The organism is Devosia sp. Leaf420 (assembly GCF_001425445.1).
In the GTDB taxonomy this organism is placed as follows: Bacteria; Pseudomonadota; Alphaproteobacteria; order Rhizobiales; family Devosiaceae; genus Devosia.
This window is the reverse complement of sequence record NZ_LMQU01000009.1, coordinates 78,837-91,334: the sequence shown is the minus strand read 5'-3', so window position 1 is coordinate 91,334 and position 12,498 is coordinate 78,837. Positions and strand designations below refer to the sequence as shown.

The following is a 12,498-nucleotide window of genomic DNA, read 5'->3' as shown; positions in this document are numbered from 1 at the left end:
TCACTCATGCCGAGCGCTTAGAGCGGGCAAGCCGAGTCGGTGGTGTAGTCGTGGACGGTGACTTCACCGGCGATGATCTTGGCCTTGTAGTCTTCGGCCGCGGCAATCATTTCGGGCGTGAGCAGGTCCTTGTTGTTATCGTCGACCGCATAGCCGACGCCGTCATTGGCAAGGCCGAGAACGGTGAGGCCTGGCTTGAAGGTTGCGTCATCAGCAGCTTCGGTCAGCGCGTTCTGGACGGCAACGTCGACGCGCTTGAGCATCGAGGTCAGGACCGAACCGGGCTGGAGGTAGTTCTGATTGGAATCGACACCGATCGAGAACTTGCCAGCATCCTTCATGGCCTGGAGCACACCGAGGCCCGAACCACCGGCTGCTGCGTAGACGACGTCAGCGCCGGCATCGACGGCAGCCTTGGCGAGTTCGCCGGCGGTGACCGGGTCATTCCAGGCGGCAGGCGTGGTGCCGGTGTAGTTTTCGATCAGCTTGATGTCCGGGTTCGCAGCCTTGGCGCCCTGGGCATAGCCGCAATAGAACTTGTGGATCAGCGGAACGTCCATGCCGCCGACAAACCCGACCGTGCCGGTTTCAGACTTCATGGCTGCGAGAACGCCGACGAGGAACGAGCCGGTGTGCTCGTCAAAAAGGATCGACTGCACGTTGGGCGCGTCGACGACGGTGTCGATCACGACGAAATTGGTATCGGGGAATTCCGGCGCCACGGCGGTGAGCGCGGCGGTCCAGGAGAAGCCGGCCATCACGATCGGGTTTGCACCCTGGCCGGCAAAGCGGCGGAGGGCCTGTTCGCGCTGCGCGTCGTTCTGCAGTTCGAGATCGAGGAAGCTGCCACCGGTAGCGGCCTTCCATGCTTCGGCGCCGTTATAGGCCGCTTCGTTGAACGACTTGTCGAACTTGCCGCCGAGGTCATAGATCACGGCCGGATCGGCCAGGGCCACACCGGTCAGGATCGCGCTGAGAGCAAGACCACCGGACAGAGCCTTGGTGAGGGTCGAGAAATTCATGGATTTAGTCTCCCTGTCTGACATCGTGTGGCCTGGCACCCCCTCGGGGCCAGTCCCAATGTCCTAACAAAGAATAAAATCGTTGAATGACCCGCCCCGCAAGAGGGATCGGCTATTATTTTTCCGGATGGTCAAAATTCTCGGGGACATATTCTGTTACCCGAGCGCGACAGGGAAATGACTACCACCGCGCAAGGATGGCGTGGAACAGGGTGCCGAGATCGACATCGGCATAAAGCACGCAGAGAACGGCCACTGCGGCAATGAAATAAAGCGCGATGCCGTCACGCGTTTGGCTGGTCATATTCATTTTGAGACAAATTGCAAATGGTTGATGGGCGTGTCTCTAACGCACGGGCCGGGGCTGGATTGTGGCTGCGCCGCGGCAATCAAATCTTAGGGTAAATGCCGCGTTAAGCGCGCGGCAGCGGGGTGACCTCGATACCGGCCGCAGCACCGAACCGCTCGAAGAAGCCATCGATAATGCGCTGGGCCGAATTGCCGATCAGCGCCTTGCCTAGCTTCATGATCTGGCCCGACGCGCCGCCATTGGCGGTGAAGGTGAGGATGGTGTTGGGGCCGTCATCGGCGAGCGTGACATCGGCACTGCCTTCGGCGAGACCCATGAAGCCGCCCTTGCCACGACCAGACAATGTGTAGCTCTCGGCCGGGACGATATTGGACAGCGTCAGCTCGCCTTTAAAGGTTGGGTGCATGACGCCGAGATTGACCTTGATCTCGAGGTCGAGCGCATTTCCGACGGACCAGTCGATGTAGCTACAGCCGGGAATGGCGGCCTTGAGCATGGCGGGGTCGTTCAGCGCCTCCCAGATGCGGTTGCGCGGGGCGGACATGAGATAGCGGCCACCGAACTCCATCAGGCAGAAACCGCGTCGCGAAGACGTTTTTGTGGATTGGCACAATTGGGCAAAATCATCGTCGCGGACCCCAGTCTTTACGTGCGGCTTTTTCGCACCAATATGGACTAAATAGTTGCGGGAGCGAGGCGATGCAATTGTCAGCGGAAGCTTCCCGCGCAATCTAGGGTGCATGGGCACCCCACGGCCTCGATGGGCCGCCAAATGCACAGGGAGCGATCGATGACCGACCAAGTGACCACCGCGCCGCAGACCACGACCAGTGCCGTGACGGAACGGCCGCTGCAGTATCTCGACAAGGCCGTCAACGCCATCCGCGACCTCGGCATCTGGCCGGCAAACCAGGGCGAGCAGCCTATTACGGGCCTCTTGCAACAGATTACCGAGCTCGACGAGACGCGCGTCATCCTGATCGGCCGCACGCTCTCCCAGGCGAGCGCGTTTAACGAAGTGGTGCGCGAACAGGTCGCCGCCATGAAGATCGGCGAGCGCTACGAAGAGATCACCAAGGGTTTTGATTCCATTCGCGACGACGCCAAGGGCATGGTCGACCAGTTGGAAGACAACAAGCTCGACCTGCTCGAGCGCGCATCGAACGTCTGGATGAAGGTCAGCCGCGGCGATATCGCGACGCGCTTCAACAAGATCCGCGACACCTATCTCGATGTCACCAAGGACACCAAGGATCAGATCGATCGCGAACAGACGATTTTGGAAGCCTATCGCGATTTCCGCGGGGCACTGAAGCAGTCGGAAGTCATGGCGCTTGAAGTGCTTGCGGTCGCTGAAAAGCGCCTTGAGGAAAAAAAGAACATTTTGCAGGCCGCTTCGAACGAAGTGACGGGTTTTGCAGGCACGGCGCCGGCTGATCGCGCCCGTCTTGAAATGGCGCGCGACGAAAAGCTGCGCGACATGCAGAACGAAGAAAAGCGCTATCAGATTGCCAAGGACCTCTCGGACAATCTGACCATTTCCTACAATACCTCGGAAGTGGTGATGGCGCGGCTGATGCAGACGACCAATGCCAAGGAGCGGGTCTATCAGCAGTCGATTTCGTTCTTTTCGACCAATGAGACGGTTCTCACCGCGCTCTCCGCCTCGTTCACCGGGATGTTCGGCCTCCATGAATCGACTGCGACGCTGAACGCGATGAAGGAAGGGATGTCGAAGAGCTTGGAAACGCTTTCCGAGATCGGCGACAAGGTGCAGGAAGAAGCGGTTCGGGCTGGCTATGGTCCGACGGTGCGCGCTGACGCGGTGAAAAAGCTCGTCGATAGCGTCGTCAATTTCCAAGAAAAGAGCCGCACGATCATCAACGAGATGCGCGTGGCTTCGACCAAGAATTCGGCCGAAATCCGCGATGCCGTCGAGGATGGCAAGCGCCGACTCGCAACGCTAGCGGCCGAGGGCAATGCCCTGCTGCTTGAAACCAAGAACTGATCGGGCCCGGTGGAGACATAGGCCCAGAGGATGAGTGACGCGACGGCCAAGACGGCTGCCCCTCTCGATGAAGTCATGCTGGCGATGGACGTGGTGGACACACTGCGCCATCGACAGGATCTGGCTGTGCGCGAACTCGACGGCGCGGCGCGCGAAGCGCAGCTAATCGAACGCCTGCGCGAGATCTATCGCCAGCAGGGCATCGAAGTGCCCGATCACATCCTCAAGCAAGGCGTCGAGGCGCTGGCCGAAAGCCGCTTTGCCTATGACCCGCCATCGCCAAGCTTCAAGACGACGCTGGCGCGCCTCTATGTCAGCCGCAAGCGCTGGGGGCGCCCTGCCCTTATCGTCGTGGGCGTGATTGTAGTCCTTGCCATTGGCTATTTCGGGGTCGTTCGACCCTTCGCGGAAGGTCGCGCTCATCAGGATCAGGTGGAACTGAGCGAGGGCCTACCGGCCCAGATGGATGCTCTCTACAAGACCATATTCGATGAGACCAAGGTGCAGCAGGCCGTCGTGCAGGCCGATAGCCTCGTCAGCCGCGGCAAGGCTTTTGCGGCCGAAGGCAATCGCACTGGCGCCGAAGATATCGTCGCGCGGCTTACGGCACTACGCGATCAACTCCGCCAGGAATACGTGGTGCAGGTCGTCAATCGCTCCGACGTTCAATCGGGCTTTTGGACCTTTCCGGAAATTAACACCGACGCGACCAATTATTATCTCGTCGTCGAAGCCATCGATCCCGATGGCAAGGTTTTGAGCCTGCCCATTCTCAACGAGGAAACTGGCAAGACCGAGGTCGTTGCGCAATGGGGCCAGCGCGTCTCGGAAGGCGTCTATAATGCTGTCGCCGCCGACAAGCGCGACGATGGCATCATCCAGGCCAATGAAGTGGGCCGGAAATCGGACGGTTTCCTCGAGGTGGAATATCAGATGCCGGTGCTCAAGGGCACCGTGACGCAGTGGTGATGGCATGAGCATAGGCGGTCCACAGGCTCTCGCCAGCCTTGAAGAGGCAATGCGCGATATTCGCCGCGAAGAAGATGAAATCTCCCGCCGGCTGGCGCGCTCCTCCGAAGTCATCGCCAAGGTCAAGGAAAGCGAGGCGGAGCTGTTCCGCCAGCTTGCGCAATTGCGGCTCGACCCATCGATCCAGCGCGAACTGGACGGACGGATTTCGAGTGCCGAAGTGCGCGCCCGCGAGACGCTGAAAACGCATGGTAAGGCTATCGAAGGCGCACAGAAGACGCTCGACGGCTTTGAGGCCGGGCGCGTGTCGCTGATCGAGCGGCGCGCCAATGCCGTCGCCGTGCTGGCTGAAAAACAGCAGGCGCTCGACGCGCTTCTCAAAGAGGTCGCAGTGCGGCTCGAGGCCGATCCGGCCTATATCGAGAAACGCACGGCCGCAGCGGCACTAGCCGAAATTGCCGATCAATCGCTCGACAAGACCAAGCAGGCGGAAGCCGATCGCGAGGAAAAGGGCAAACCCTATCGCGACGATCCGCTCTTCATCTATCTCTGGGACAATGGCTTTGGGACCAGCGCCTATCGTGGCGGCAATCTCACGCGCTATCTCGATGGCCTCGTTGCGGGGCTTGTCGGCTTTGCCAAGGCACGGCCAAACTATGCCATGCTCAACGATATCCCGCTTCGCCTTCGCGAACATGCCGAGCGGCAAGCGGCGGGCGCGGAAGCAGCAGAAGGCGAGCTCGCCGCTTTTGCCGATGCCGCGGCGGATGCGGCCGGCGGCAAACCGCTGCGCGAAGCGCGGGCAAAGGCGCAGGCCGATGTCGATGCGATCGATGCCGCAATCGTCGAAGCCGAAGACAAGCGCGATGCCGCGGCCCAGTCGTTGCAGGACCTCAATGGCAGCGACAATCCCGTGCTGAGTTCGGCCGCGGCCGCGCTCGCAGCTGCCTTGGGACAAGAAGATATCCAGACGCTTCTCGCCGAAGCGCGCCGCACGCGCACTGGTCAGGACGATACGATCGTTGCCCAGATCGATGATGCGCGCACACGCATGCGCGAAGAAGAAGAAGAAAGCCGCGACCTTCGCGATCGCGCCCGGACGCTTGCGGCGCGGCGGCGTGAGCTCGAAGACATCCAGTGGGAATTCAAGAAGCAGCGGTTCGACGATCCGCGCTCGACCTTCCGCGAGGACAGGCTCGTGGGTGATCTGCTCAACGATTTCCTGCGCGGCGGCATTTCGGCGGCAAGCTATTGGGACCAGTGGCGCAAGAGCCAGAACTGGACGCCGGGCAGCGAATGGGGCGCAGGCAATTCTTCGTCACGGCAAGGTGGCTCGCCCTGGGAGGGCGGCGGCGGCTTCAACTGGCCCGACAACAGCTTTGGCGGCGGCGGTGGATCGTCGGGCAATCGCAAGCCGCGAGCGCCCGGCGGGTTCGGTGGCGGCTGGAGCGGCGGGGGCTCGAGCAGTGGCGGCAGCGGCGGCGGGTTTTCGAGGCCGCGGACTGGTAGCTCCGGGACGCGAAAGCACGGCGGCTTCAAGACAGGCGGCGGATTTTAGCATCGTGCCAATACAAAAAGCCCCGCTCGCGCGGGGCTTTTTGTTGGCTGCGCCTCAGACAGGTTGACTGCCAAGGACCGCAAGAAGCCGAGGATTGATCTTGCCGGTTTCGTTCATGCCGGTGCCGCGTTCAAAAGTCTTGATCGCTTCGGCGGTCTTGGGACCGGCGACGCCGTCTGGGCTGCCGATATCGTAGCCGAGGCGCGTCAGCACTTCCTGAACGCGGGCGATCACCTCTTTGCTCGTGATCGCGTCGCCGGGATTGAAATCCTTCATCCAGGTGCCGATGGGTGCAAAGTTGGCTTCGAGCTCGATCGGCTCGGCCTTCCAGGCATCGACTTCGGCGGTGATCCGGCTGACGGCATCCGCCGTCAGGGACTTGGCGATATCGTCGCGGGCCTTGGCCGAATCCGCGTCGCCGCGCTTGGCGGCGAGCGAGAACCACTTGTAGGACTTTTCGAAATCCTGCTCGACGCCGAGGCCGCGGGCATAGAGCATGCCGAGATTGAACTGGCTATCGGTCATACCGCGCTGTGCGGCCCGCTCGAACCATTCGGCGGCCTGGTTGAACTGCTGATCGCCAAGCTGGCCGCTGGCGTAGAGCGCGGCAAGATTGTGCATGGCCATGCGATTGCCGGCATCGGCGGAGCGCTGATACCAGAGGCGAGCCATATCGAGGTCCTTGTCGACCCCCGTACCCGCTTCATAGAGACTGCCGAGACGGTATTGCGCCGGAGCAAAGCCCTGGGCTGCGGAGCGTTCGTACCAGACGGCCGCTTCCTTGGGGTCGGCCGGGACGGCGCGGCCTTCGGTATAGATGGCCGCGATTTCAAATTGGGCGCGGGCGTCACCATCTGCTGCCGCCTGCCGCATGGCCTCGGGGCCAACGGCTTCGGGCGGCAGATCGAAGGTTTCCTGGACGGCAGGATTGACCGCGCCGATGACTGGGTTTTCCTCGATGACCGATTCAGCCGTCGTCGACAGCGGCTTGGCCTGTTCGGCGAAAAGCGCCGGCGGCATGGGCGTGACTTCCGGGGCGCGCGAGAACGACATGCGCTCGCCCGGATTGATGGCGCCGACCGAAGTGGCATCGACCATATCGATAACGCGCGGAGCGATCAGTTCGGAGGTCTGGGTCGAGGGCGCGGGATCAACCGGAATAGTGAGCGAGCTGACTTCCGGCGTTGCGTCGGTCGCGGTCGATTCGACCGCTGCAGGAGCCGCCGTATCCTCGCGCATGCGCTGCAAGACGAGATTGAGGGTCAGCATGGACACGGCCACGACGGCTGCCGCGAGCAGAAGCGGGCGACGATGGCGAACGAGGAAGCTTGGCTGAGCTTCATCGGTGTCTTCGGCGCTTTGTGCAGCGACTTCCGGCGCAGGCTTGCGCGGACGGCGCTTTTCCGGCTTGGGCGCCACGGGCGTTTCGACAGCAGCGGCTTCAGCCTTGGGCTGCGGCTTTACGCGCGCCAGGGCACGGCCGATGATCGAATCCGACCCCGAGGGCGCAGCGGGTAGTTCCTGACGAGCGCGCTGGGCGCGGCGTGCAGCGGCAACGAAGGTGCTGGTATTGGTCTGCGGCGCTTCGACAGAGGGTGCAACGTCGACTCGTGGGGCGCCAAAGCTTTCCTTTTCGGCTGCAAAGCTCGATTGCGGGCGCGGCGGCCGCTCGACCTTTTCGGGATCGAAAGCGGGAGTTTCGGGGCGCACTTCGGCCTTGGGCGCAGGCTTGGCAGCGGGGCGTGGTGCAGCGGCAGGCGCAGCCTCGGCTTTTGGCGCCTCCTTGAAACCACGATCGACCAGCGGCGCTTCGTCTGCCGGATTGGCCGGCATGGCATCGTCGCGCTGACGGGCATCGAGGCGCGAGAGGAGTTGGTCAAGCCGCGAGGACTGGACGTCGAGATCGTCGTCCTCGACATAGGTCGGGGCTTTGGGGGCCGGTGCAGCAGCCGGCGCTTCGGCGCGCGGTGCGCCGGTCGGCGCGGTGTTGCGCGAGGCGAGGGCCGCTTCGAGGCGCGCGAGACGTTCGGCGGTATCCTTGCCAGCGGTGTTGAAGACGGCGGTCATGCGCTTTTCGAGCGCTTCAAACCCTTCGGGATTGAACGCGGGCGCCGTGGCGCCGGACTTGGCGACGGCGGCCGACGCCTTTTCGGCGATGAGCTGCGCAAGAGTGTCGGCGTCGGGGGTCTTCGAAACCGAGCGCACGAGGCTCGAAATGCGATCTTCGATGGTCTTAAGGCTTTCCGGGCCGAACATGGCGACCGGCGCAGGCGCCTTGCGGCTCATGGCGTCGCTGGTGCGTTCGGCGACGAGAGTAGCGAGCTGCTCGAAATCGGGCTTGTCGCCGGCATCATGATAGAGCCGGGCAAGGCCGTCGAGCTGGGCGCCGGCTTCGTCCATGCGGACCATCAGGCGCTTGAGCTGGCTTTCGACGGCGCCGGTATCGACCGGCACGACCTTGGTGCTCAGCGCTTCGATCTGGCTTTCGATTTTTGCAAAGCGCGGCTCCATGCCGGTGATGACGGCCTGCTTGAGCGCGGCGATATCATCCTTGAGGGCAAGCACGTCGCCCGATCCACTGCCACTCTGTTCGAGACGATCGGCAAGCGCATCGACGCGGGAGACGATGAGGTCGGGGTTGATGGAGTGATCGCGCAGGGCTTGGGTGACAGCGGCCATTTCGCCGGTCAGGCGTTCGAAATCGCCGGATGAAATGCTCATATTGCGCTCGATCGCATCGATGCGATCATAGACGCTGCGGACGTTGGCTTCGATCGAGGCCATGGCCGGCTCGAGCTTGGCCATGGACTTGCCCTTGGGCGCGGCCTCGGCGCGTTCTTCGCGCACGATTTCACGTTCCATCTGCTGGGCCTGGAGTTCGGCAAGCTTGGCGACGGTATTGGACACGTCGTCGAGACGGGCATTGACGGCGCTGAGATCGACGCGCGGACCCTGCTCGATCATGGCGCCGAGCGCCGCGATCTGCTTTTCCAAGCGCTTGACCTGGCCGGTTTCGCCGACGGCACCGGCGAGGAGCTCAACGACCTGGGTCAATTGCTCGACCTGGCTTGCGACTTCGCGCACGTCTTCCGAGCCGTTGCGGACGGTGCGCAACTGGCCTTCGAGATTGCCGATGCGATCGCCGATGCCCGAGACGAGCACGGAGAGGTCGCGATAGTCCGGCATATCGGCCGGGCGGCGATCGAGGAGCGAAACGCCGGCGGGCCCTTGGCGGGAGCGGATTTCATTGATGGCCGCTGTCAGATCATCGGCATCGTCATCCTGATGATTGAAGCGATCGACGGCGCGCTTGACGCTTTTGAGCGCTTCGCGACGGCGATTGGAGGTGTCTGGGGTGCCGACCTGATCGCGCAGGTGCTTGACGCGGGTCGATAGGCCGTTAGCTGGCGAGGCGCTCGCGCCAAACCGGCTTTCGACTTGATCGAGCAGGGCGACCAGTTCGCCACGCAATGCCTGCCAGTCGCCAGCTCCCGGTTCGTGGGCGGCGTCTGCGTAGTCCGATTGTGGATAGGCGCGGGCCATGGGCAGTCCCTGTCAACTCGCTGGTGCCAAGCCGAAGCAGCACGAAGGTCTAAAGGTTACTTTTGGGAAAACATGGTAAAGAACCCGTTAAGCATCGCTGCATTATGCGAATGCTGAAGGCCTGAAACGATGGTTTTCTCGTCATTTGATCGCTTCTGGAGTTCCAAACGCCCATGACTCGCCGCCGTATCATCATCGTCGACGACCATCCGCTGTTCCGCGCAGCCCTGCGCCAGACGCTTGCGGGAGGGGATGCGACCGTGCATGTCGAGGAGTCAGGCGACCTCAACGCGTTGAGCAAATCGCTCGATGCCGACCGCGATTGCGACCTAGTGCTGCTCGACCTCAACATGCCGGGCGTGCGGGGTTTTTCCGGTCTCTTGCTGGTGCGGGCGCAATATCCCGATATTCCGGTAATGATCATTTCCGCGGTCGAAGATGCGACCGTCGTGCGCCGCGCCTTCGAGCTTGGCGCCTCGGGTTATCTTCACAAGTCCGAAGGTCCGACGGAGATCCGGCGTGCGATCGAGACAGTGCTCGCGGGGGAAGTATTCATACCTAAGGGCACGACCCTGACCGGCGAGGACGAACAATCTGCGCTGATGAAGCGGCTTGCGGCCCTCACCCCGCAGCAGGTCCGTGTTCTGATGATGCTCAGCGATGGGCTGATGAACAAGCAGATCGCCTATGAACTGTCCATTTCCGAAGCGACGGTGAAGGCCCACGTCTCCGCCATCCTCCAAAAGCTCGATGTCGATAGCCGTACCCAGGCTGTCATCGCGGCTGCCCGCATCGAAGAAGGGCAATTCGAAGCGCTCTTTGCCACCGGGGCAGAAAAAGCCTAGACGAGGCCACCGCGAAACCGGAGTGCGCCATGAAGCCGAAAATCAACATCATCACCATCGGGGTGGACGAACTCGAACGCGCCTTTGTGTTTTATCGCGAATTGTTCGACATTCCCGATGAGCAGATCGGCGCGGGTGAAGATCACATCGCCTTCTTTTTCGATGACGATTTTTCCTTCGTTCTCTTCCCGCGCGAGCAGATTGCCCTGACCGCCGGCAAGCCCGAAGCTCTCGAAGGCACCCCCGGCTTCGTGCTCAGCCACCGCGCGGAGAGCGCCGAGGAAGTTGATGCGATCCTCGAGCGCGTGCTGATCGGTGGCGGTCTCATCATTACCCCGGGCACGGAATCGGAATGGGGCTATTCGGCCTATTTCGAGGATACCGAGGGCAATGTGTGGGAGCTGATGGCGACGCCTGTGGCGAACTAGCCAAACGGCGGTGCACAAAAAATCCTACGGATCGATAAAATTTTGACCTGTTTTTCTGGAACCTTGACCACTTGTTGACGGTCTAACCGTTAGCTTCAGGCTCAAACACCAGACCAGACGGGACCCAGGGTCTTGCAGATCTATCTGCCGATCGCCGAGCTTTCCGTGAACCTCTTTTTCCTCGTGGGGATCGGAGGGGCAGTCGGCTTCTTGTCGGGACTGTTCGGCGTCGGTGGTGGCTTTCTCCTCACCCCGCTGCTGATTTTTTCCGGCGTCCCGACTTCGGTCGCCGTTGCATCGGTGACCGGGCAGGTCGTTGCCGCCTCGACCTCAGGGGCGCTTAGCCACTATCGACGCGGCGGCATCGACCTGCATCTGGCGATGTACCTCATCCTTTCGGGCATTCTCGGCGCTTTCGGGGGCGTTGCGACCTTCTCGATCCTGAGGGCCAATGGCCAACTCGATCTTGTCATCGCGGTCGGCTTCGTGGTGCTCCTTGGCTTTGTCGGCACCTTGATGCTGCAGGAATCGGTGCGCGCGCTCCTCAAGCAGCGCAAGGGCGTCGTCGTTCGCGACCGACAGCCCAACCAGCATAGCTGGATCCATGGCCTGCCCTGGCGCGTGCGCTTCAAGAAGAGCCGGCTCTATATCAGCGTGCTGCCGGTCCTCTTGATCGGGCTCTTTATCGGCTTCGTCGGCTCGCTCCTCGGCATTGGCGGCGGCTTCGTCATGGTGCCCGCGCTCGTCTATCTCTTGCGCGTGCCCGGCAATGTCGTGATCGGGACCTCGCTCGCGCAGGTCGTTGCCATGATGGCGGCTACGACGATCATGCATGCGGTGCAGAGCCAGAGCGTCGATATTCTCCTCGCCTTCTGCCTGATGGTGGGCGGCACGGCCGGCGCACAATTTGGCGCTGCGGCAGGCCAGCACCTGCGCGGCGAACAATTGCGCGGGCTTCTCGCCCTCCTCGTCCTCGCCGTCGCTATTCGCTTCGGGCTATCGCTGGTCTTGACCCCGAGCGATGTGTTCTCGATGGCAGTGGCGCGATGAAACGGCTTTGGCTTTTTATCCTGGCGCTGCTGCTTCCCGTCCTGCCCGTCCAAGCCGAACGGCTGGTTTCAGGCATTTCCAATGACACGATCCAGATCACCTCGAGCTTTGACGGCGAGCGGCTGACTTTTTACGGCACGATCGCGCCCGATGCTGGATCGACGGAGCGCGTCGTTCAGGGACCGTTCGACGTCGTCGTCGTCATCCTTGGCCCGACGCAGAACCGGGTCGCGCGCGAGATGACGCATAATTTCGGCATCTGGCTCAATACCGAGCAGGTCGAGTTCAAGCGCTTTCCGAGCTATTTCCATGTGCTATCGAGCAAGCGGCTGATCGAGATCGCCGACATCAACCTCCTTAATGAAAACTACATCCTGCCCGAAGCCCATGCCATGGCGCCGAACCCGGCCGGCTTCATGAAGACGCTCGAATTCGGGCGCGAACTGATCCGCCTGATGTCGCAGGATGGCTTGTTTGGCGTGCAGGAAAACGGCGTCCAGTTCATGTCCGACACGTTCTATTCGGCGCAGTTGACCCTGCCGAGCAGCGCACCGCCCGGGCCCTATATCGCCCAGACCTATGTGTTCAAGAACGGCCAGATCATCGCTCGCAAGTCCGAGGGATTTGCGGTCCGCAAGATCGATTTCGAGCGGTTCCTCGCGCAATCAGCGACGCAGTCACCGCTGCTATATGGCATCGCCTGCGTCGTGCTGGCGCTGTTTACCGGCTGGTTGGGCGGGGTGCTGTTCCGGCGGTAGCCGCCCT

11 protein-coding genes are annotated in these 12,498 nt (G+C 62.0%); 7 read left to right on the top strand and 4 right to left on the bottom strand.

Going from position 1 to position 12,498, the window contains the following annotated elements; all coding sequences use genetic code 11:
• Positions 1-17 precede the first annotated feature (17 nt).
• From ASG47_RS04945 to ASG47_RS04940, 3 genes are all read right to left on the bottom strand, one after another.
• On the bottom strand, positions 18-1,022 hold the full coding sequence (locus tag ASG47_RS04945) for a BMP family lipoprotein (RefSeq protein WP_061907633.1): 1,005 nt from the start codon (positions 1,020-1,022) through the stop codon (positions 18-20).
• Positions 1,023-1,203: 181 nt separating this feature from the next.
• Entirely contained in the window at positions 1,204-1,326 is a 123-nt protein-coding gene (locus ASG47_RS21190) for a hypothetical protein (protein ID WP_274532519.1), read from the bottom strand.
• A 109-nt stretch (positions 1,327-1,435) separates the two neighbouring features.
• Positions 1,436-1,876 carry a CoxG family protein gene (locus ASG47_RS04940; RefSeq protein WP_162243219.1) on the bottom strand — a complete coding sequence of 147 codons (441 nt, stop codon included), beginning with the start codon at positions 1,874-1,876 and terminating at the stop codon, positions 1,436-1,438.
• Positions 1,877-2,122: 246 nt separating this feature from the next.
• Between ASG47_RS04940 and ASG47_RS04935 the strand changes: the two genes are divergently transcribed.
• The 3 genes from ASG47_RS04935 to ASG47_RS04925 are packed head-to-tail and all read left to right on the top strand — an operon-like array spanning position 2,123 to position 5,867.
• A complete protein-coding gene (locus ASG47_RS04935; RefSeq protein ID WP_061907631.1) occupies positions 2,123-3,340 on the top strand; it encodes a hypothetical protein in 1,218 nt (405 codons plus the stop codon).
• A gap of 30 nt (positions 3,341-3,370) precedes the next feature.
• A complete protein-coding gene (locus ASG47_RS04930; protein WP_061907630.1) occupies positions 3,371-4,309 on the top strand; it encodes a DUF6384 family protein in 939 nt (312 codons plus the stop codon).
• A gap of 4 nt (positions 4,310-4,313) precedes the next feature.
• Positions 4,314-5,867 carry a hypothetical protein gene (locus ASG47_RS04925; protein ID WP_156463996.1) on the top strand — a complete coding sequence of 518 codons (1,554 nt, stop codon included), beginning with the start codon at positions 4,314-4,316 and terminating at the stop codon, positions 5,865-5,867.
• Between the two features lie 54 nt (positions 5,868-5,921).
• Here the strand turns inward: ASG47_RS04925 and ASG47_RS04920 are convergent, their stop codons facing one another.
• Positions 5,922-9,410 (bottom strand): peptidoglycan-binding protein, encoded by a 3,489-nt coding sequence (locus tag ASG47_RS04920; protein ID WP_061907628.1) that lies wholly within the window; start codon positions 9,408-9,410, stop codon positions 5,922-5,924.
• Positions 9,411-9,583: 173 nt separating this feature from the next.
• Between ASG47_RS04920 and ASG47_RS04915 the strand changes: the two genes are divergently transcribed.
• From ASG47_RS04915 to ASG47_RS04900, 4 genes are all read left to right on the top strand, one after another.
• Positions 9,584-10,255: a response regulator gene (locus ASG47_RS04915; RefSeq protein WP_061907627.1), complete on the top strand. Its 672-nt coding sequence runs from the start codon at positions 9,584-9,586 to the stop codon at positions 10,253-10,255.
• A 29-nt stretch (positions 10,256-10,284) separates the two neighbouring features.
• A complete protein-coding gene (locus ASG47_RS04910; RefSeq protein WP_061907626.1) occupies positions 10,285-10,683 on the top strand; it encodes a VOC family protein in 399 nt (132 codons plus the stop codon).
• Positions 10,684-10,815: 132 nt separating this feature from the next.
• Entirely contained in the window at positions 10,816-11,733 is a 918-nt protein-coding gene (locus ASG47_RS04905) for a sulfite exporter TauE/SafE family protein (protein ID WP_061907625.1), read from the top strand.
• On the top strand, positions 11,730-12,491 hold the full coding sequence (locus ASG47_RS04900; protein ID WP_061907624.1) for a TIGR02186 family protein: 762 nt from the start codon (positions 11,730-11,732) through the stop codon (positions 12,489-12,491). Before ASG47_RS04905 ends, ASG47_RS04900 begins: the two co-directional genes overlap by 4 nt.
• Positions 12,492-12,498: the final 7 nt, after the last annotated feature.